The following is a 19,718-nucleotide window of genomic DNA, read 5'->3' as shown; positions in this document are numbered from 1 at the left end:
AACGATCAGACATAGAGAATCAACACCGAAACGAGGCAAAGGGAAATGGCGAACTCGAACAGGCCGGGGTGCCAGACCCGGCGCAGCACGCCGCTGCGCGCGAGCGCCAGGCGAACACCGAGGTAGAGCGGCAGCGCCGCGCACGCGTAGACGAAAAATGGCGGCAGGTAGATGCCTGCCACCGCGAACTCACTGAGCATGGGGGGGCCTCCCGGGGCGTCGAGAAAAATAATCCGCGTGCGCTTCGAGCAGCGCCGCGATATCGAGCAGCATGGCCCGCGATCGCCCGATGTCGGCGGACCGGATGCAATCCGCAAGCGGCAACCGCGACAGGGACTGCGCCGCCCGGCGGGCATGCCTGGCGGCCAGCCGGGGATCGCCGGCCCGTCGCCGCATGTGGCGCAACGCCGCCGAGAGCAGGCGGCGCGGCCTGGCGTCCGCGGGCATCCGCCGCCATCCCTCGCGCAGGCGCAGCAGCTCCCGGCCGAGATGGATACTGGCCAGGGCATCGGCAATGGCCCGGTCCATCGCGTCGGGCCGCGTCCTGAGCAGCGCGCCGAGTTGCGCCGTGCGATGCTGCTGCCGCCATTGCCACGCACGCGCGTCGGCGCGGCCGCCTTGCAACAGGGCCAGCGCGTCGTCGCGAATGGTCAGGCGCAGGCGCGCCATGTCGCGTGACGGATTGCGCGGCAGCACGATCCGGAACCCGAGCAGCGTGAAGAAGGCCACCAGTATCCAGGCCACCGCGCCATTCAGGAACGAGACGACGTCATAGCGCATGGGGTTGTCCGTCGCCACCAGCGTCGTGAAGGCGACGAGATAGGCGACGCCGGCCAATCCGTAGCGGGGCATGGCGCTGGCATAGACCCCGGGCAACCAGAACAGCGCCAGGACCGCCAGCAGCAGCGGCAGCCCCGAGACCTCGGGCAAGACCAGAAAGGCGCACAGGAACGCCATCACGACGGCGGCGACGGTGCCCTGGATCAAGGCCACGGCGCCGAGCGCCGGATTCGGCGCGGTGGACAGCAGCCCGCAGGCCGCCGCCAGTCCCGCCAGCATCAGGTTGCCGTTCGACCAGCCGGTCGCGATCCAGAAGGCGCCGCCCAGCGTCACGGTCAACAAGGCGCGCAGGCCGTTCTGCAGCGCGGCCCCCGTGTCGCGGTGGAACGGCACCGGGACCGGCGCCGCCGCCGGTCGCCGAGGCTGATGCAGAATCGCGATGCCATCGAGGACCTCGAGGTAGTCGTCGAGCTGCTCGATCAACCGGTCGCCCGCGATCATCAGGATGGCTTGCGCCCGGGGATCGTCGGGCGTTGTCGCCGACAGGGTTTGCGCCAGCTGCGCACGCATCGCGGACAAGGACCGCGCCGCCAGCATCAATCCGCCGGGCCCCGGCTCCCGCGCCAGCGCCTGGCTGGCTTGCCGCCACGCCTGTTCCCAGGCCGGCTGCAACGCCGCCAGGGCCTGCTGGCTGGCATCGCCCAGCCGCCTCGACGCCACGCCGCCGACCAGCGCGGAAAACAAGGACACCATGGCGCGCCGCACCGCGGCGGCGCGTCGCGCCAGGTCGGCGGACTCGGCCTTGCCCAGCGCCAGCAGGTCATCCACGGCGTAGATGTCGACGATGAGGCCGCGCCTGTCCGCATCCAGCGCCTTGCCGCCCTGCCGGCCCGCGCCTTGATGCGCCTGGATATCCCGCGCCAGGACACTGGCGGCGGACGCCGCCAACCGGTGCAATTGGGCCGTCAAGCGGCCGCGAGCGCCGCGGCGGCTGAACAGCGCCGACACCACGCCCAGGCTCGCCACGCCGATCAACACGGACGCGCCCCGCCCCATCACCTGATCGAAGGTCAACTGCGGATTCTGCATGGCGCCATAGGCCGCCAGCCCCACGGTGTATCCCGCCAGCGTCGCGCCATAGGCCCGGAAATGGCGCAGCAACGTCATGGCGGCCACGCAGGCCCCGAGCCACAGGCCGAAACCCAGCAGGAACAACCAGGGCATCTGGCCAAAGGCGCTCATCAGGACGAAGGCGGCCAGCATGCCGACCAGTGTGCCGATCACCCGCCATATGCCTTTGCCGATCACCGCCCCCTGCACCGGATTGATGACGAGAAGCACGCTGGAGGCCGCCGCGTAAGGCGCGTGCAGATCCAGCAGAAAGGCCAGGACGAGCGCCAGCCAGGCCGCCAGGATCGAGCGCATCACGTAGGCGGCTCGGGGCGTCGTCAGGTCGAGGCATCGCAGCCCGCGCACCGCCCCTGCCCGGAGCGACTGGAGGCTGGGGTACGGCCGGGCCGACGCCGCGGCGGATACGTTCGTTGAACGCACGATGACACTCTTCAATGGTGATTCGGACGCACCACTGTAGAGACCGCCATGCATGCGGAAAAGTGAATTTATCGCACGGCCACGATTGCGTTCGGCGCACTTATCGACGCGCGCCACCCGCCCCGCAGCGAGAGGTCAGCGCCCCTGCCGCGCCTCGCCGCTGCACAGGGCGTGGATCGTCTGCCGCAACCACTGATGCGCGGGGTCGCCTTCCAGGCGCGGGTGCCAGGCCTGCGTCAACAGCGCGGTTTCCAGGGGCATCGGCAAGTCGAACAGGCGGATGCGCAGGCCCGCGGCAAGCGCGCCGCTGGCGAGGTGGCGGGGCAATGGCAGCAGCAGGTCCGAATCCTGCAGCGCGAACAGTGCGGTGTAGGGGCTCGACACGACCAGGGCGACATGGCGGCGCAGGCCGTGCGCCTCCAGGGCGGTGTCGATCGGCGCCGCGGATTTGCCGCGCCGCGACACGTTAATGTGCTCCCAGCGGGTCAGGCGCTCGGGCGTGATCTCATCGTCGAAAATCGGGTGATGCTCGCGGGCGACGCCAACAAAAGTGGTGGTGAACAGCGACTGCACGCGGATCTCCGGGCCGAGCTTGCGCGACCCGCTGATGAACAGATCGATGCGGCCGCTGCGCAGCGCCTCGTCATCGACGTCGTCCTCTTCCGGCGAAAAGCGCAGCGTGGCGCGCGGCATCTCGGTCGCCATGGCGTCCAGCAGTTGCCCCAGATGAACGCTGACGAACTCGTCGGTGGCGCGGACGTTGAAACGCCGGTCGAGGGATTTGAGGTCGATCGCGGCGCCGGCCGCGAACACCTGTGTGGCCTGATCGAGCGCCGCGCGCACCTGCTCGCGCAACGCGAGCGCCTTGGGCGTTGGCATGAGCTTTCGGCCCACCTGCACGAACAGCGGATCGCCCAGGGCTTCGCGGATGCGGCCCAACGTGCGGCTCATCGCCGGCGGGCTCAGGTTCATGCGGCGCGCCGCGCCAATGACACTGCCCTCATCCAGCAACGCATCCAACGCCAACAGCAGGTTGAGATCCGGACGCGCCATGACGACTCCCCATGAATGATCAAGACGCAATCATAGGGCAGGATCCCATGATGCCCGCATCAATGAAAAACGCCAGCAATCGCTGGCGTTTTTTCTGGCGTGGACCCGCGGTTCAGCGGCGGGCGGAGATCACCGGATGCTGGCGGCGGCCGGCGTCCATGTCGTGCAGCACTTCGCCGACGGCCCCGCCCAGGCGGCGCAGGCGCAGCTTGAGCCGGCGCCAGCCCATGCGCGAGAACGGGCCGGACAGGGTTTCCGCCTTGATGGCCTCGCGGATCAGGGACCGCTCCAGCGCATCCGACATGCGGGCATTTTTCAACGCGGTATCGCTCATGATTCTCTCCTTGAGAAAGCGCGACAGGGGAACAGCACGAATTCATCTTAGATCCGCGCATGCTGCGTTGCAATAAAAATGCCTAGCATTATTTTTGCCGTTGCGGAATGGGTACAAACACCACCACAACGGTGCATCCGGCACCATATCTGGCACCAGTATTGTGCAGCGCAAAAACTTAGTGCCGCCCCAGATGCGCGTCGATCAGCAGGTCGGCCATGTCGGCCACCCGGGCGGCCGGACCACCCTCGCCGAACAACTGGCTGGAGACGAAGGCGCCCTCGATCAGCAGCAGCAACCCGTCGCCCAGCTTGGCGGGATCGGGCGCGCCCATCTCGGCGGCCATGGCGGCCAGGCGCCGGCGCAGCTCGACCTTGTGCTCGACCGCGACCACGCGGGCCGGATGGCCGGCCTCGGGATATTCCACCGCCGCATTGGTCAATCCGCAGCCCCGATAGCCGTTCTGCACCGCCCGCACGCTCAGGCCCGACAGATAGGCCCGCAACCCCGCCTGGGGATCGCCCGGATGCGCGTCGCAGGCGGCGTTGAAGCGCCCCCAGAACTCGGCGTCGTAGTCGCGCAGGTAGACCGCGGCCAGTTCGTCCTTGGACGAAAAGCTGCGGTACAGGCTGGGCTTGGTGACGCCGGCCTGGTTGACGATGGCGTCCACGCCCACCGCCCGGATGCCGTCGCGGTAGAACATCTCGCGCGCGGTCTTGCGGATGCGATCGGCCGCCAGGAGCGGCTTCGCGGGGGTATCGGCGGCGGCTTTCTTGCCGCCCGCCGGGGATTTGCTGGCCATGACTGGAACTCCTCACTGAGACCGGCCGGCAAGGCCGGCCGCCCTGAAAACAGGGACGTCAAAAATACCTCTTGACGATGTTACTAACCGGTACGTACTATTCGCAAACCAAATTACGTACCGGTCAGTAACATGAGTATAGCCCAACCCCCCATCCCCTTCCGCCGCGCCGGCCAGAAGTACGCGTTCGTCGTGGTCGCGGTCGTGTTCCTGGCCCTGCTGGTGTCGGCCGGCCTGCGCTCCTCGCCCAGCGTGCTGCTGGTGCCGCTGGAGGAAAGCTTCGGCTGGAACCGCAGCACCACTTCGTTCGCCGCCGCCGTCGGCATCTTCCTGTATGGCCTGGTCGGGCCGTTCGCCGCGGCCGCCATGGAGCGCTTCGGCCTGCGCCGCGTGCTGATCGCCGCCCTGTCGTTGATGGCCGCCTCCAGCGCCATCAGCGCCTACATGACCCAGCCGTGGCACCTGCTGATGACCTGGGGCGTGTTCTCGGGCATCGGCTCGGGCGCCGTCGCCGTGGTCATGGGCGCGACCGTGGTCAACCGCTGGTTCAGCAAGCATCGCGGCCTGATGATGGGCCTGCTGACGGCCAGCACCGCCACCGGCACACTGATCTTCCTGCCGCTGCTGGCGGCGCTGGCGTCGTCGGGCGACTGGACCCGGGTGGTGTGGACCGTGGCCGGCGCCGCCGCCGCGCTGGTGCCGCTGGCCTGGTGGCTGGTGCCCGACCGCCCCGCCAGCGTCGGCCTGGTGCCGTTCGGCAGCGATCCGCATGCGCCGCCCGCGCCCGCCGCGCCGCGCACCGGCATGATCGCCGCCACCTTCGGCGCCCTGGGCCGCGCCGCCAAGACCCGCACCTTCTGGTTCCTGTTCGCCACCTTCTTCATCTGCGGTTTCACCACCAACGGCCTGGTCGGCACGCACCTGATCGCGCTCTGCGGCGACCATGGCATGCCCGAAGTGCAGGCGGCCGGCCTGCTGGCGATCATGGGCATCTTCGACCTGTTCGGCACCACCGCCTCGGGCTGGCTGACCGACCGCTACGATCCGCGCAAGCTGCTGTTCGTCTATTACGGACTGCGCGGCCTGGCGCTGATCTACCTGCCCTATTCCGACTTCTCGTTCTACAGCCTGGCGATCTTCGCGGTGTTCTTCGGCCTGGACTGGATCGCCACCGTGCCGCCCACGCTGCGCCTGGCCACCGAAGCCTTCGGCGACCGCGAGGCGCCCATCGTGTTCGGCTGGATCGTCGCCGGCCACCAGCTGGGCGCGGCCAGCGCGGCCTGGATGGCGGGCGTGGTGCGCCAGTCGCAAGGCAGCTACCTGATGGCCTTCGTCGCGGCCGGCGCCACCGGCCTGATCGCCGCCGTCATCGCGCTGCTGATCGGCCGCGAGCGGGCCGTGCCGCAGCCGGCCTGAGCCGGCCTTCCCGCCCGCGCGCCGGCGGCGATGCCGCCCCGTTGACGCCCGCGCCGCCGATTTGATAGGATGGCGGCACTTTGAAAACGCCCTCCCGGTCCGCCGGGAGGGCGTTTCGTTTTCGTTCCCCTCACACAAGGAAACCTGGAATGAAGACGTCCCTTGAAATCCATCCCGGCTCGCAGGCCGGTCTCGGCTACGCGCGCCTGGGCCACGGCCCGATCCCCGTGCTGGTCCTGCACGACTGGCTCGGCGACCACGGCAGCTACGATGCCGCCATGCCCTGGCTCGACGGCCAGGCCTTCACCTACGTGTTCGCCGATCTGCGCGGCTACGGCCAGTCCATCGCGCTGACCGGCGCCTGCACGGTCGAGGAAATCGCCGCCGATTGCCTCGCGCTCGCCGACCGGCTCGGCTGGCAGCGGTTCCACGTCGTCGGCCATTCGATGACCGGCATGATCACGCAGCGCCTGGCGGCGGACGCGCCGTCACGCATCGCCAGCGCCATCGCGGTATGCCCCGTCTCGGCCGCCGGCAACCGCCTGGGGCCGCAGGCCCTGGCGTTCTTCGCCAGCACGACCGAGGACGACGAGGCCTTGCGGCGGCTGTTCCGGCATGTCTCCAGCGGCCTGTCCGACGGCTGGGCCGACGCCAAGGTCCGCCACAACCGCGCGACCGTGGCGCCCGCCTGCCGGCGCAAGTACCTCGACATGCTGGTGACGGCGGATTTCGTCGACGCCGTGCGCGGAATCGAAACGCCGTTCCTGGTCGTGGTCGGCGACCGGGATCCGGGAATCGACGCGCAAGCGATGCAAGGCAGCTTCCTGGCCTGGCATCCCAACGCGACGCTGCACGTCATTGCGCATTGCGGCCATTACCCGATGCAGGAGTGCCCGCCCGCCTTCGCCGCCCTGATCGAGGGCTTCCTCAAGCGCCAGGCCGGCTGAGTCCGACGCGCATAAAAAAAAGCCCGGCATGGCCGGGCTTTTTCATTGCGGCAAATGGACGGGCCTAGGCCTCTTCCACTTCGCCCAGGTACGCGGCGCGCACCTTGGGGTCGTGCAGCATGTCGCGCGCCGGCCCCGACAGGGTGATCTCGCCGGACTCCATCACATAGCCGCGATGGCTGTTCTCCAGCGCCAGGCGGGCGTTCTGCTCGATCAGCAGGATCGTCACGCCTTCGCTGGCGATGGTGCGCACCACCTCGAAGACCTTCTCGACCATCAGCGGCGCCAGGCCCATCGACGGCTCGTCCAGCAGCAGCAGCTTGGGGCGCGCGATCATCGCGCGGCCCATCGCCACCATCTGCTGCTCGCCACCCGACAGCGTGCCGGCCGCCTGCTTGCGGCGTTCGGCCAGGCGCGGGAACAGCGTGAACACGCGGTCCGTGTCCTGCCGCACCTGCGCCGCATCGCGCCGGATGTAGGCGCCCATCGCCAGGTTTTCCTCGATGGTGAGCTGGCCGAAGATGCCGCGGCCCTCGGGCACCATCACCAGGCCCTGGCGCACCAGCTCGTGCGACTTCTGGCCGCCGATGGACCGGCCGCCGTAGACCACTTCGCCGCCGGCCAGCGGCACCAGGCCGCAGATGGCGCGCAGGGTCGTGCTCTTGCCGGCGCCGTTGGCGCCGATCAGGCACACCAGTTCGCCTTCGTCCACGCGCAGGTCGATGCCGCGCACCGCGCGGATGCCGCCGTAGGCGACCTGCAGGCCGCGCAGTTCCAGTAGGGGTTTGCTTGCCGTCGTCATGCCGGGCGCTCCTGATGAATCAGCGGATCCTGGGCGGCGCCCGCGCCCAGATACGCTTCAATGACCTTGGGGTCGCGCTGCACCTGGGCGGGTTTGCCCATGGCCAGCACCTTGCCGTATTCCAGCACCAGCACGCGATCGCACAGGCCCATGACCAGCTTCATGTCGTGCTCGATCAGCAGCACCGTGACGCCGTCGTCGCGGATCTTCTCGATCAGCTTGCGCAGCACCACCGTTTCCGAGGCGTTCATGCCGGCGGCCGGCTCGTCCAGCGCCAGCAGCTTCGGGTCGGTCGCCAGGGCGCGCGCGATCTCCAGGCGGCGCTGGTCGCCGTACGGCAGCGAGCGCGCCACGTCGTTGGCGCGGTGGCCGATGCCGACGTAGTCCAGCAGCTCCTGGGCGCGGGCCTCGATGGCGGCTTCCTCGGCGCGCGTGCCGCGGGTGCGGAACACCGCGCCCAGCACGCCGGCGCGGGTGCGCATGTGGCGGCCGATCATGACGTTCTCGATCGCGCTCAGGTTGGCGAACAGGCGGATATTCTGGAAGGTCCGCGCCAGGCCGGCATAGGCCACCTCGTGCGGCTTCTTGCCCGACATCGACACGCCGTTGAAGGTGCAGCTGCCGTCTTCCGGGATGTAGAGGCCCGTGAGCACGTTGAACAGCGTGGTCTTGCCCGCGCCGTTGGGCCCGATCAGGCCGTAGATCTCGCCCTGCTCGATATCGAAGCTGACGTCCGACAAGGCCTGCAGGCCGCCGAAGCGTTTGCCCAGCCCCTGGGCTTGCAGCAACTTGCTCATGCCGCGCCTCCCTGGGTCTTGGTGGCCAGCTCGCGCTTGCGCACGGCGGACGGCCACAGGCCGGCGGGACGGAACAGCATCACGCACACCATCGCCAGGCCGAACAGCAGCATGCGGATGCCCTCGGGATCCAGCACCACGGCGCCGAACAGCATGTGCTGCACCGGCTCGACCACGGCGCGCAGGAACTCCGGCAGCGCGGCCAGGATCAGCGCGCCCAGGATCACGCCCGGGATGTGGCCCATGCCGCCCAGCACCACCATGCACAGGATCGAGATCGATTCCATCAGCGAGAAGCTCTCGGGGCTGACGAAGCCCTGCATCGACGCGAACAGCGCGCCCGCCACGCCGCCGAACGAGGCGCCCATGGCGAAGGCCAGCAGCTTGATGTTGCGGGTGTTGATGCCCATCGCCTTGGCGGCGATCTCGTCTTCACGGATCGCTTCCCAGGCGCGGCCGATGCGCGAGTTCTGCAGCCGCACGCACACCAGGACGATGATGAGCGTCAGCGCCAGCAGCAGGTAGTAGTACTTCTCCGGCCCGGTCACGCGGATGCCCAGCAGGCTTTCCGTGCGGCCGAAGGCGAACTCGCCCACCTTGAAGGTGTCGATGCGGTTGATGCCCTGCGGGCCGTTGGTGATGTTGACCGGCGCGTTCAGGTTGTTCAGGAAGATGCGAATGATCTCGCCGAAGCCCAGCGTCACGATGGCCAGGTAATCGCCGCGCAACTTGAGCGTCGGCGCCCCCAGCAGCACCCCGAACAGGCACGCCACCGCCAGCGCGATCGGCAGGATCGCCCAGAACGGCAGGTGCAGGCCGAAGTGCGGCGAGGCCAGCAGCGCCCAGGTGTAGGCGCCCACCGCGTAGAACGCGATATAGCCCAGGTCCAGCAGGCCGGCGAAGCCCACCACGATGTTCAGGCCCAGCGACAGCATCACGTACAGCAGCGCGAAGTTCAGGATGCGGACCCAGCTCTGGCCGGCCATGCCGATCACGAACGGCAGCACCGCCAGCACGATGCCGATCAGCGCGATGCCGATCAGGTTGCGGGTCGACAGCCCGCTGTTTTTCAGGGTGGTGCTCATGCGCGGTCCCCCACGCGTTCGCCCAGCAGGCCGGACGGACGGAAGATCAACACCAGCACCAGCACGAAGAACGCGAACACGTCCTGGTAGTGGCTGCCCAGGAAGCCGCCGGTCAGGTCGCCGATGTAGCCGGCGCCCAGCGATTCGATGATGCCCAGCAAGAGGCCGCCCGCCATGGCGCCGACCAGGTTGCCGATGCCGCCCAGCACCGCGGCCGTGAAGGCCTTCAGGCCCAGCATGAAGCCCATGGTGTACTGCGACACGCCGTAGTAGGTGGCGACCATCATGCCGGCCACGGCGGCCAGCACCGAGCCGATCAGGAACGCCGCCGAAATCACGGTGTTGATGTTCACGCCCATCAGGCCGGCCACCTCGCGGTTCTGCGCGGTGGCGCGCATGGCGGTGCCCAGGCGCGTCTTGTGCACCACGGCCAGCAGCCCGCCCATGATCAGCGCGGCAATCGCGACGATGGCGATCTGCAGCGTGCTCATGCGGGCGCCGAAGATCTCGAACACCTGCGGCGTCAGCACCTGCGGGAAGTTCAGGTAGTTGCGGCCCCAGCCCATCATCGCCACGTTCTGCAGGATGATCGACACGCCGATGGCGGTGATCAGGGCGGCCAGGCGCGGGGCGCGGCGCAGCGGCCGGTAGGCCACGCGCTCGGCGGTCCAGCCCACGGCCATGCACAGCGGCACGGACACCAGCAGGCCCAGGCCCAGCACCAGGAAGGCGGACGCGGACGGGTCGCCGCCGACCAGCGAGATGGCGATCGTGGTCGCCGCCATCGCGCCGATCATGACGACGTCGCCATGCGCGAAGTTGATCAGCCCGATGATGCCGTACACCATGGTGTAGCCAAGGGCGACCAGGGCGTACACGCTGCCGAGCGTGACGCCGTTAATCAGTTGTTGAATGAAGATATCCATAGGGGCCGTGGGAAATAAGCCTGGAAAAATCGCGCGAGAATCGGATGCGGCGCGGCCCGGGGGCCGCCTTCGCGCAAATCGCCGCCGCGCCGGGCGGCGCGCGCGGGGTCAAGATGGCCAGGCGCGGCGGCGCCGCGTCCTGGCCGGGTCAGGCGGCCTTAGTTGGCCTGGCTGACCATCGTTTCAACCATCTCCCACTTGCCATTCTTGACTTCGTAGATGGTGACCGAGATTTCCTTCAGATCGCCGTTCTTGTCGTAGGCGATGTGCTCGCTGGTCGCGCCCTTGCGGTTCAGCTTGGCCAGTTCCGGCAGGTACTTCTCGGGCTTGGCCGAGCCGGCGGCTTCGATGGCGCTGATCATGTTCCAGGCGCCGTCATAGGCGTAGGGCGCGTAGACGCCGGGGGCCTTCTTGAAGCGGGCCTGGTAGCGCTGCTCGAAGTCCTTGCCCGCGGCCATCTTGTCCAGCGGCACGCCGGCCAGCGAGGCGAAGGTGCCGTCGGCGGCGTCGCCAGCCAGCTTGATGAAGGTGTCGCTGCGGGTCATTTCGCCCGAAACCAGCGGCGACTTCAGGCCGAGCGTGGCCAGTTGGCGCTTCATCGGGCCGGACTGGGCGTCCAGGCCGCCGTAGAAGATGGCGTCGGGCGCCGAGCCCTTGATGTTGGTCAGGATGGCCGTGAAGTCGTTGGCCTTGTCGGTCGTGTACTCGCGGCGCACCACCTGGCCGCCGGCGGCCTTGACGGCCTTCTCGACCTCGTCGGCCAGGCCCTGGCCGTAGGCGGTGCGGTCGTCGATGATGGCGACCTTCTTGGCCTTCAGGCTCTGCACCATGAACTTGCCGACCGCGGCGCCCTGCTGGGTATCGCTGGTCATCATGCGGAAGGTGGTTTCGTAGCCCTGCTTGGTGTACTCGGGCGAGGTCGCCATGGCGATCTGCGGCAGGCCGGCTTCGTGGTAGACGCGCGACGCGGGGATCGTGGTGCCCGAATTGAAGTGGCCCAGGATGCCGACGACGTTCTCGTCGACCAGCTGCTGCGCCACCTGCACGCCGACGCGCGGGTCGGCCTGGTCATCACGCGACACCAGCACGAACTTGGCCGGCTGGCCGTCGATCTTGATGCCCTTCTTGTTGGCTTCTTCCAGCGCCAGGTTCAGGCCGTTCTGCATGTCCTCGCCATAGTGCGACTGGGGACCGGTCAGGGGCGCGGCAAAGCCGAACTTGATGTCGGCGGCCTGCGCGGCGGCGGCCATGCCGACGGCGGCGATGCTGGCGGCGACAAGCTTCAAAGTGGTGCGAAACTTCATTGGAATCCTCCGGTATGTCGGATGTGGCTTTGTTATACCTGGGCTTTTGGGCCAGGTCTTTCTATTTGAGTGCGATTGCCGGGTTGCCACAATCGAACTTCAGGTGCGACCGGATTTTGCTTCCAGTGCAACCTCACGAGATATTGGAGATAACCCTTGGTTTCCCAAGGGTTACCCCTCGGTCACCCTCAGCCGATGGTCATGAGGCTGGCGTTACCGCCGGCCGCGGCCGTGTTGACGCTGATGGAGCGCTCGGTCAATAGGCGCTCCGGCACATACGAGACGCCGGCCGCCAGCGCATCCGAGGTCAGGCCGTGTACCGCCAGGATCGCGCCGGGACGCTGCGCGATGCGCTGATTCAGGGCGCGCAGCGCGTCGCCGTCGCCTTCGAACAGCACCGCCTGGTAATCGGCCTGGTCGACCTCGGCATCCGCCAGGATGCCCGCCTGGCCCTGCTGCTCGGCATCCAGCGTGGCCAGCAGCGCCTGCGCCGCGGGCGTATCCGCGAACCAGGCGTGGTTGCCGGTCAGCCGCGCCGCCGACCACTGCGCGCGCGCGCCGGCCTCGGTGGCAGCCACGCAATAGACCGCGCCGCGCGGCTCGACCAGATAGGTGTTGGTCTCGCCCGTGGGGCCCGGCAGCGCGATGCGCTGCGGCAGCGGCGCCGCCGCGTCCAGCGTCGGCGGCAGGCCCTCGGGGCGCGTGCCCAGCAGGCGGTACATATACAGCGGGCCGCCAGCCTTGGGACCGGTGCCCGACAGGCGCTCGCCGCCGAAGGGCTGCACGCCGACCACGGCGCCGACGATGTTGCGGTTGACGTAGACGTTGCCGGCGTGGACCTGGCCGGTCACGTGGGCGATGGTTTCGTCGATGCGGGTGTGCACGCCGAACGTCAGGCCGTAGCCGGTGCCGTTGGCGGCGTCCAGCAACGCGTCCAGCTCGTCGCGGGCGTAGCGCACCACGTGCAGCACCGGGCCGAACACCTCGCGGGTCAGCTCGCTGATGTGGTCGATCTCGATGATGGTGGGCGCCACGAAGGTGCCGTGGCGGCATTCGCCGTTCAGCTCGACCTGGTCGACGCGGTGGCCCGCCGTGCGCATCGTGTCGATGTGACGCTGGATGCCGTTGCGTGCCTCGGTGTCGATGACCGGGCCGACGTCGACCGACAAGCGGTCCGGGTTGCCCACACTCAGCTCGCGCATCGCGCCGCGCAGCATCGTCAGGACGTGATCGGCGTTGTCTTCCTGCACGCACAGCACGCGCAGCGCCGAGCAGCGCTGGCCGGCCGAATCGAAGGCCGAGCTGAGCACGTCGAACACCACCTGCTCGGACAGCGCCGACGAATCCACCACCATGGCGTTCTGGCCGCCGGTCTCGGCGATCAGCGGAATGGTGTGGCCGTCATCGTCCAGGCGGTCGGCCAGCGTGCGCGCGATGATGCGCGCCACGTCGGTGGAACCGGTGAACATCACGCCGCGCACGCCGGGGCTGGCCACCAGTTGCGCGCCGACGGTCTCGCCGCGGCCCGGCAGCAGTTGCACCGCGCCGGGCGGCACGCCGGCGGCGCGCAGGATCGCCACCGCCTGCGCCGCGATCAGCGGCGTCTGCTCGGCGGGCTTGGCCAGCACGGTGTTGCCGGCGGCCAGCGCGGCCGCGACCTGGCCGGTGAAGATGGCCAGCGGGAAATTCCACGGACTGATGCACAGCACGGTGCCCAGCGGGCGGTGCGTGTCGTTGCTGAATTCGCGGTCGGCCTGGTCGGCGTAGTAGCGCAGGAAGTCCACCGCCTCGCGCACTTCGGCGATGGCGTTGGGCAGCGACTTGCCGGCCTCGCGCACGATCAGGCCCAGCAGGGTCTGCATCTGCTCTTCCAGCAACTGGGCGGCGCGGCGCAGGCATTGCGCGCGCTCGGCCACCGGGGTCGATTGCCAGATGGGCGCGGCGTTGGCGGCCGCGCGCAGGGCCACCTCGGCTTCTTCGCCGTTGGCCTCGATGACATGGCCGACCACGTCGCGCAGGTTGGCGGGATTGCGCACTTCGATGGCGCGGGCCATGTCCCAGGCGCCGTCGCCCTCGCCCAGCATGGGCGCGGCGCGCCAGGGCGTGGCGGCGCTGGTCAGCAGCGCGGCCGACAGCGAGCCCAGGCGGTGTTCGTTGCTCAGGTCCAGGCCGGCGGAGTTGGCGCGCGCGCCCTGCTGCGGATTGCCGTACAGCTCGCGCGGCAGCGGGATCTTCTCGTGCGGCGCGCCCAGCGGCACGATGCGCGAGGCGGCCTCGACCGGATCGGCCACCAGCGTCTCGACCGGAATGCTCTCGTCGCCGATGAGGTTGACGAACGAGGTGTTGGCGCCGTTCTCCAGCAGGCGACGCACCAGGTAGGCCAGCAGCGTTTCGTGCGTGCCGACCGGAGCGTAGATGCGGCAGGGGCGGTTCAGCTTGCCCTGCGCCAGCGGTCCGACCACCTCGTCGTACAGCGGTTCGCCCATGCCGTGCAGGCACTGGAATTCATACTGGCCCGGGTAGTAGTTCTGGCCGGCCAGCTGGTAGATCGCGGCCAGCGTGTAGGCGTTATGGGTGGCGAACTGCGGGTACACGGCTTCCGGCGCGCCCAGCAGCTTGCGGGCGCAGGCCAGGTAGGCCACATCGGTGTAGACCTTGCGGGTGTAGACCGGATAGCCTTCCAGGCCGTCGACCTGGGCGCGCCTGATCTCGCTGTCCCAATAGGCGCCCTTGACCAGGCGCACCATCACGCGATGGCGGCTGCGGCGGGCCAGGTCGATGACGTAGTCGATCACGAACGGCGCGCGCTTCTGGTAGGCCTGGATGACGAAGCCGATGCCGCTCCAGCCTTCCAGCTCGGGCGTGAAGCACAGCGCCTCCAGCAGGTCCAGCGAGATCTCCAGGCGATCGGCCTCTTCGGCGTCGATGTTCAGGCCGATGTCGTAGCTGCGCGCCAGGATGGTCAGCGCCTTCACGCGCGGCAGCAGCTCGGCCATGACGCGCTCGCGCTGGGCGCGCGAATAGCGCGGGTGCAGCGCCGACAGCTTGATGGAAATGCCCGGGCCTTCATAGATGCCGCGGCCGGCGGCGGCCTTGCCGATGGCGTGGATGGCCTGCTCGTACGAGGCGTAATAGCGGTCGGCGTCCTCGGCCGTGGTGGCCGCCTCGCCCAGCATGTCGTAGGAATAGCGGAAGCCGCGGCCTTCCATCTTGCGGTTGTTGGCCAGCGCCTCGGAGATGGTCTGGCCCGACACGAACTGCTCGCCCATCATGCGCATGGCGATGTTCACGCCCTTGCGCACCAGCGGCTCGCCGCCCTTGCCGATCAGGCGCGTCAGCGCCTTGGATAGCGACTGTTCGCTGCTCACGGCCACCAGCTTGCCGGTGATCATCAGGCCCCAGGTGGCGGCGTTGACGAACAGCGACTGCGAACCGCCCATGTGCGACTTCCAGTCGCCGCGGGAAACCTTGTCGCGGATCAGCGCATCGCGCGTGGCGCGGTCGGGAATGCGCAGCAGCGCCTCGGCCAGGCACATCAGCGCCACGCCTTCCTGGCTCGACAGAGAAAACTCCTGGATCAGTCCCTCGACCCCGCCGCCGGTGCGCTTGCCGCGCAGCTTCTTGACCAGATCGGTGGCAACCGCGTGGACCTTTTCCAGGTTCGGCATGCGGGCCTGGCCCAGCAGCAGCGGCACGCACTCCGGCTCGGGGCGGCGGTAGGCGGCGGTGATGGCGGCGCGCAGCACCGATTGCGGTTGCACGTCCTGGCCGAATTCGTAGAACGGTGGCGTGGCGGCGGCCTGCTGTTCGCCGCCCTCTTCATCGCCGCCCTCTTCGCCGCCCAGATGGGACATCTCGGCCGGCAGGTGGCCGCGCTCGATCTTGTCCAGGTAGGCGAGGATCGCCTGCTTGTGCAGCCAGTGGGGCGTGCAATTGAGTTTTTGCGCGGCGGCCTTCAGGCGGTCGCGCAGCGCGTCATCGACCTTGACGCCGAGGGTGGTGCTGGCCATAAGAGATTGCTTCCTGTCGCATGGCAGAGGTCACACCGGGCCCGCAAGGGGGCCCGGCATCGGTAGGACCGTATGCTAGTCAGGTTGCAACCGGCTTTGTATTAAGGTTAACCCTAGGGGTTAACCGGTTGAGATCATGGCAGGTTTTGGTATCCTGCCCGTCCCCTTTTATTTGCCGGATTCGGGCAGCGGCGAGCAGCCCAGCATCTGCACCGCGCCGGCGCTGTCCGGCGTCTGGCCGCGGATGGCGGATGCCATCGCGCCCGCCAGCGCCGCCACCGCGCGCTGCTGCGCCGCGACCAGCGCCGGCACGCCGGCCTCGGACACGGTTTCGGTGACGACACTGCGGCACAGCAGGCCGTTGCCCTTGAGGTTGACCGGCCGCACCCGCCAGGTGGCGTCCAGCTGCGCCATGCGGCCCGACACCAGGTCGAAGCGCTGCACGTCGGTCTGCACCCGCCACAGCGGCGCGGACGGACCGGGCTTGACCACCTGCACATCGAGCGCGCCCAGGTCGTGCTTGAGGGCATCGGACAAGGCGCCCCGGATCTCGTCGCCCAGCGGCGAGCTCCAGCGCTCCGAATACAGCGCCGCCACGCTGCCGTCGCCGGTGCGGACCATCAGTTGCGGCTGGTCGGCCTGCGCCGCCACGTTGACGCCCTGCACTTCCAGCAGGAACGGCGCCGCCGCGCGCGGCACGGCCAGCGCCTGGGGCGCCGGCCCCCTGCAGGGTGTAGTAATGGACCGGCGGCGACGAGGCGCAGGCGGCCAGCAGCAGCGGCAGGGCCAGCACGGCCAACCCGCGGCGCAGGGACGGCGCGGCGGCGCGGACGGGACGGAAACGGATATGGGTCATGGGTTCAGTTCCTGACGGGGCCGGCGCCGGGGATCGGGTCGCTGCCGCGGCCGCGCAGCAGCGCTTCGGGGTTCGATTGCAGGAAGTCGGCCAGCGCGCGCAGCGAGCGGGCGGCGCGGCTCAGTTCCTGCATGGCCTTTTCGGCGTTGACCGGCAGCGAGGCGTCCGAGGCCACCAGGGCGTTGAGGCTGGCCATGGAATCGCGCGCCTGCTTGAGCACGTTCTGCGCCTCCGGCGCCACCTGCTTGTCCAGGCGGTTCATCAGCTTGGAGGTGCTGGCCAGCGTGGTGCGCAGGTCCTCGCCGATCTTGTCGAACGGGATCTTGTCGATCTTGGCGACGATGTTGCTGACCTGCTGCTGTAACTGGTCGAGGTTGCCCGGCACGGTCGGGATCAAGGCCGGGTTGGACATCTTGAACTCCACCGGCTTGGCGTTGGGGAAGTCGTCCAGCACCACGTACAGCTGGCCCGTCAACAGGTTGGCCGTGCGCAACTGGGCGCGCAGGCCGTGCTTGATCATGATGCCGAGCAGGCGTCCGCCAGCCTCGTCGCCGTCCTTGATGGCGTGTTCGCGCACGTCTTCGTAGACGCGGCCCAGGCGTTCCGGATACAGCGTCGCGTCCACCAGCGCGTAGAAACGCTTGCTGACCGGATCGAAGTCCATGTTGATCTGCGTGACATTGCCCAGCGTGATGCCCGAGAAGTCGATCGACGCGCCCACCGCCAGGCCGCGGATCGACTGGTCGAAGCGCATGCGGATCGGGAAGGCCTCGCCATCGGGGTTGGCCTTGGCCGCCGCCTCGGTGGCATACAGTTCGAAGTGCGCGTCGGCCGGCGCCGGCGTGCTGGCGTCGCGCACGCTGTAGACCGGCTCGAAGGCCACGCCGCCCACGGCCATCGAGACCAGCGACTGGGTGCGCACCTTCAGGCCTTCGGCATTGACGCTGAAATCCACGCCGCTGGCGTTCCAGAAACGCGTGCCGTTGGTGACGAACTTGTCGTTGGGCGCGTCCACGAACACTTCGACGTTGACCGCGTTGCCGGTCTTGTCGAGCGCATAGCCGATCACGCGGCCGACGTTGATGCGGCGGAAATACACCGGCGAGCCGATGTCCAGCGAACCCAGGTCCGCCGCCTTGAGCTTGAAGCGCTTGCCGGCGCGATCATGCGTGACGGCGGGCGGCGTCTCCAGGCCGACGAAGTGCAGCTTGGTCGCCTTCTTGGACGCATCCTTGCCCTCGACCGCGTCCACGCCGATGTAGGCGCCCGACAGCAAGGTGCCCAGGCCCGACACGCCGCTGACGTCCAGGCGCGGCCGCACCACCCAGAAGTTGGTGCCCTCGCGCGCCAGGTCGGCCACGTCCTTGGACAGCTCGGCGTTGACCACCACCTTGCTGCGGTCGGCATTGAAGCCGATCGAGCGCACGGTGCCGACGTTCACGTCCTTGTAGCGCAGCTGGGTCTTGCCGACTTCCAGCCCTTCGGCGGTATTGAATTCGATCGACAGGTCGGGACCGGCCTGCATCCAGGTCCGCACCACCAGCGACAGGCCCATCAGCGCCGCGACGATCGGCACCAGCCAGATCCATGAAATCCGGCTCTTGCGCTTGCGCGAGATCGTGGGTGACGCGTACTTCTCTTCACCAGATCCAGGTGCTTGGTCGGACATCGGTTTTCCTTTTCTTCTTTGAACGGCGCGCGGCGTTCCCGCCCACGCGCCGCAATCGTGCTGGCGTCAACCCGCTTGCGCGCCAGCGGCGGACGCCGGACGCCGGCCCGCGGCCGGTTCCGGGTCGTCCAATTCACCCGCTGCTTCCAGGTCCCAGCTGCGGCGCAGATCGAAGCTCATGGCGGACAGCATGGTCAGGATGACGACCACGCCGAACGCCGCCGCGCCCGCGCCGGCGCTGATTTCCATCAGGCCCTGGAAATCGGCCAGGGCCGCCAGCAGAATCACCACGAACACATCCAGCATCGACCACTGGCCGATGAACTCGACCATCTGGTACAGCCGGGTGCGCGGGCGCAGGTTGGTGGTGCTGCGCCACTGCTCGGTCAACAATAACAGGATCAGCGCCAGCAATTTGGTCAGCGGCACCGCCACGCTGGCGATGAAAACGATCAGCGCGATGTCCCAGGAACCCATGTCCCACAGTTCCACCACGCCGCCCAGGATGGTGTGGGCGCTGTCGCCCAGCACCGAGCTGACCTTCATCACCGGCAGCACATTGGCGGGAATATAGAACACCACGGCCGCCAGCAACAGCGCCCAGGTGCGGGCCAGGTGGTCGGGCTTGCGGTAGTGCACCACGGCGTGGCAACGCACGCAGTGGTGCTCGGCCTCGGCGTCTTCCGCGTGCGCCACGGCCTGCACCTGGCCGCAGACATGGCAGCCCGTCAGCACCACGCCGGGACCCGCCTCGGGCACGTGCACCGGCACCACGCCGTCGCTTTCGGCATAGCGCCACAGCACGTGCGGCGAGAGGCGGCCGAGCATGGTCAGGAAAATGGTGAGGATGCCAAAGGCGATCAGGCCGATGCCGGGCGAGACCGCGGCCATGCCGGCCAGTTTCACCACCGCGACCAGCACGCCCAGCAGGAACACCGGCACCATGCACCAGGGCCGCAACAGGCCCAGCAGGCGCATCGCGCCACGGAATCCGGCCGGCTCGACGCCGCGCGACAAAGGGCCCAGCACCCACAGCAACAACGTCAACTGGAACAGCGGCAGCACGAAACCCGCCAGGCCGGTCATGATCGCCACGGCGTAATGCCCCTGGCGCCAGGTGATGCCGATGGCATCCAGCAGCGAGGCCTGCTGCACCATGCCCTGCACCGACATCGAGGCGACCGGGTAGGCGTTGGCCACGCCAAAGATGATCAGCGCGGCGATGGCGAGTGCCAGCCAATTGGACAAAGTAAGCCCGCTGTAGCGCCAGAGTATGGTGCCGCAGCGGGCGCAATTGGCGGTCTCGCCAGGTTCGAGCTGATGTCGGCGATAGATGCTTGCGCAGTGTTCGCACTCGATCAGCGGCTGGCTCTCCGCGGTCGTCAT

General features: G+C 68.5%; 15 protein-coding genes and 1 pseudogene. 2 read left to right on the top strand and 14 right to left on the bottom strand.

What is annotated here, in order from left to right; all coding sequences use genetic code 11:
- Positions 1–5: 5 nt before the first annotated feature.
- The 5 genes from AOZ49_RS11735 to AOZ49_RS11715 all read right to left on the bottom strand — a co-directional run bounded on the left by AOZ49_RS11735 (position 6) and on the right by AOZ49_RS11715 (position 4,520).
- Positions 6–200, bottom strand: coding sequence for a DUF1656 domain-containing protein (locus AOZ49_RS11735; RefSeq protein ID WP_049073118.1), 195 nt, complete (start codon positions 198–200; stop codon positions 6–8).
- Positions 190–2,346 (bottom strand): FUSC family protein, encoded by a 2,157-nt coding sequence (locus tag AOZ49_RS11730; protein ID WP_231690312.1) that lies wholly within the window; start codon positions 2,344–2,346, stop codon positions 190–192. Before AOZ49_RS11730 ends, AOZ49_RS11735 begins: the two co-directional genes overlap by 11 nt.
- A 120-nt stretch (positions 2,347–2,466) precedes the next feature.
- Positions 2,467–3,384 carry a LysR family transcriptional regulator gene (locus tag AOZ49_RS11725; protein WP_054475458.1) on the bottom strand — a complete coding sequence of 306 codons (918 nt, stop codon included), beginning with the start codon at positions 3,382–3,384 and terminating at the stop codon, positions 2,467–2,469.
- A 112-nt stretch (positions 3,385–3,496) separates the two neighbouring features.
- Positions 3,497–3,718 (bottom strand): hypothetical protein, encoded by a 222-nt coding sequence (locus tag AOZ49_RS11720; protein WP_054430075.1) that lies wholly within the window; start codon positions 3,716–3,718, stop codon positions 3,497–3,499.
- A gap of 178 nt (positions 3,719–3,896) precedes the next feature.
- Positions 3,897–4,520: a TetR/AcrR family transcriptional regulator gene (locus AOZ49_RS11715; RefSeq protein WP_054475456.1), complete on the bottom strand. Its 624-nt coding sequence runs from the start codon at positions 4,518–4,520 to the stop codon at positions 3,897–3,899.
- Positions 4,521–4,652: 132 nt separating this feature from the next.
- On the opposite strand from AOZ49_RS11715, the gene AOZ49_RS11710 reads away from it, so the two are divergent.
- Positions 4,653–5,936, top strand: a complete 1,284-nt coding sequence (locus tag AOZ49_RS11710; protein WP_054475454.1) for an MFS transporter — start codon at positions 4,653–4,655, stop codon at positions 5,934–5,936.
- Positions 5,937–6,085: 149 nt separating this feature from the next.
- On the top strand, positions 6,086–6,883 hold the full coding sequence (locus AOZ49_RS11705) for an alpha/beta fold hydrolase (protein WP_054430081.1): 798 nt from the start codon (positions 6,086–6,088) through the stop codon (positions 6,881–6,883).
- A gap of 64 nt (positions 6,884–6,947) precedes the next feature.
- Here AOZ49_RS11705 and AOZ49_RS11700 read toward each other — a convergent pair whose 3' ends face one another.
- The 9 genes and pseudogenes from AOZ49_RS11700 to AOZ49_RS11660 all read right to left on the bottom strand — a co-directional run bounded on the left by AOZ49_RS11700 (position 6,948) and on the right by AOZ49_RS11660 (position 19,718).
- Positions 6,948–7,685: an ABC transporter ATP-binding protein gene (locus AOZ49_RS11700; RefSeq protein ID WP_054475451.1), complete on the bottom strand. Its 738-nt coding sequence runs from the start codon at positions 7,683–7,685 to the stop codon at positions 6,948–6,950.
- Positions 7,682–8,482, bottom strand: coding sequence for an ABC transporter ATP-binding protein (locus tag AOZ49_RS11695; RefSeq protein ID WP_054430085.1), 801 nt, complete (start codon positions 8,480–8,482; stop codon positions 7,682–7,684). The genes AOZ49_RS11700 and AOZ49_RS11695 overlap by 4 nt, the downstream gene beginning before the upstream one ends.
- Positions 8,479–9,567 carry an ABC transporter permease subunit gene (locus tag AOZ49_RS11690; protein WP_054475449.1) on the bottom strand — a complete coding sequence of 363 codons (1,089 nt, stop codon included), beginning with the start codon at positions 9,565–9,567 and terminating at the stop codon, positions 8,479–8,481. Before AOZ49_RS11690 ends, AOZ49_RS11695 begins: the two co-directional genes overlap by 4 nt.
- On the bottom strand, positions 9,564–10,415 hold the full coding sequence (locus AOZ49_RS11685; RefSeq protein WP_369815796.1) for a branched-chain amino acid ABC transporter permease: 852 nt from the start codon (positions 10,413–10,415) through the stop codon (positions 9,564–9,566). Before AOZ49_RS11685 ends, AOZ49_RS11690 begins: the two co-directional genes overlap by 4 nt.
- A 236-nt stretch (positions 10,416–10,651) precedes the next feature.
- A complete protein-coding gene (locus tag AOZ49_RS11680; RefSeq protein ID WP_054430089.1) occupies positions 10,652–11,797 on the bottom strand; it encodes a branched-chain amino acid ABC transporter substrate-binding protein in 1,146 nt (381 codons plus the stop codon).
- A gap of 188 nt (positions 11,798–11,985) precedes the next feature.
- The gene (putA, locus tag AOZ49_RS11675; RefSeq protein WP_054475445.1) at positions 11,986–15,807 is read right to left on the bottom strand and encodes a trifunctional transcriptional regulator/proline dehydrogenase/L-glutamate gamma-semialdehyde dehydrogenase; all 3,822 of its coding nucleotides are present in this window, start codon (positions 15,805–15,807) and stop codon (positions 11,986–11,988) included.
- 168 nt (positions 15,808–15,975) lie between these two features.
- Positions 15,976–16,663, bottom strand: a pseudogene (locus AOZ49_RS11670) (membrane integrity-associated transporter subunit PqiC).
- Between the two features lie 4 nt (positions 16,664–16,667).
- On the bottom strand, positions 16,668–18,332 hold the full coding sequence (locus AOZ49_RS11665; protein WP_054475442.1) for a PqiB family protein: 1,665 nt from the start codon (positions 18,330–18,332) through the stop codon (positions 16,668–16,670).
- 66 nt (positions 18,333–18,398) lie between these two features.
- A complete protein-coding gene (locus AOZ49_RS11660) occupies positions 18,399–19,718 on the bottom strand; it encodes a paraquat-inducible protein A (protein ID WP_054475440.1) in 1,320 nt (439 codons plus the stop codon).

It is taken from the genome of Achromobacter sp. 2789STDY5608615, assembly GCF_001298995.1.
Lineage (GTDB): Bacteria > Pseudomonadota > Gammaproteobacteria > Burkholderiales > Burkholderiaceae_B > Achromobacter > Achromobacter insuavis.
The sequence above is the reverse complement of the archived record's forward strand: the minus strand, read 5'-3'. Positions and strand labels throughout refer to the sequence as shown.

Excerpts from the sequence above, each read along its gene's own strand:
- AOZ49_RS11735 (WP_049073118.1), bottom strand. The coding sequence starts at position 200 with ATGCTCAGTGAGTTCGCGGTGGCAGGCATCTACCTGCCGCCATTTTTC.
- AOZ49_RS11705 (WP_054430081.1), top strand. The coding sequence starts at position 6,086 with ATGAAGACGTCCCTTGAAATCCATCCCGGCTCGCAGGCCGGTCTCGGC.
- AOZ49_RS11720 (WP_054430075.1), bottom strand. The coding sequence starts at position 3,718 with ATGAGCGATACCGCGTTGAAAAATGCCCGCATGTCGGATGCGCTGGAG.
- AOZ49_RS11700 (WP_054475451.1), bottom strand. The coding sequence starts at position 7,685 with ATGACGACGGCAAGCAAACCCCTACTGGAACTGCGCGGCCTGCAGGTC.
- AOZ49_RS11685 (WP_369815796.1), bottom strand. The coding sequence starts at position 10,415 with ATGGTGTACGGCATCATCGGGCTGATCAACTTCGCGCATGGCGACGTC.
- AOZ49_RS11725 (WP_054475458.1), bottom strand. The coding sequence starts at position 3,384 with ATGGCGCGTCCGGATCTCAACCTGCTGTTGGCGTTGGATGCGTTGCTG.
- putA (WP_054475445.1), bottom strand. The coding sequence starts at position 15,807 with ATGGCCAGCACCACCCTCGGCGTCAAGGTCGATGACGCGCTGCGCGAC.
- AOZ49_RS11715 (WP_054475456.1), bottom strand. The coding sequence starts at position 4,520 with ATGGCCAGCAAATCCCCGGCGGGCGGCAAGAAAGCCGCCGCCGATACC.
- AOZ49_RS11665 (WP_054475442.1), bottom strand. The coding sequence starts at position 18,332 with ATGTCCGACCAAGCACCTGGATCTGGTGAAGAGAAGTACGCGTCACCC.
- AOZ49_RS11690 (WP_054475449.1), bottom strand. The coding sequence starts at position 9,567 with ATGAGCACCACCCTGAAAAACAGCGGGCTGTCGACCCGCAACCTGATC.
- AOZ49_RS11695 (WP_054430085.1), bottom strand. The coding sequence starts at position 8,482 with ATGAGCAAGTTGCTGCAAGCCCAGGGGCTGGGCAAACGCTTCGGCGGC.
- AOZ49_RS11660 (WP_054475440.1), bottom strand. The coding sequence starts at position 19,718 with ATGACGACCGCGGAGAGCCAGCCGCTGATCGAGTGCGAACACTGCGCA.
- AOZ49_RS11680 (WP_054430089.1), bottom strand. The coding sequence starts at position 11,797 with ATGAAGTTTCGCACCACTTTGAAGCTTGTCGCCGCCAGCATCGCCGCC.
- AOZ49_RS11710 (WP_054475454.1), top strand. The coding sequence starts at position 4,653 with ATGAGTATAGCCCAACCCCCCATCCCCTTCCGCCGCGCCGGCCAGAAG.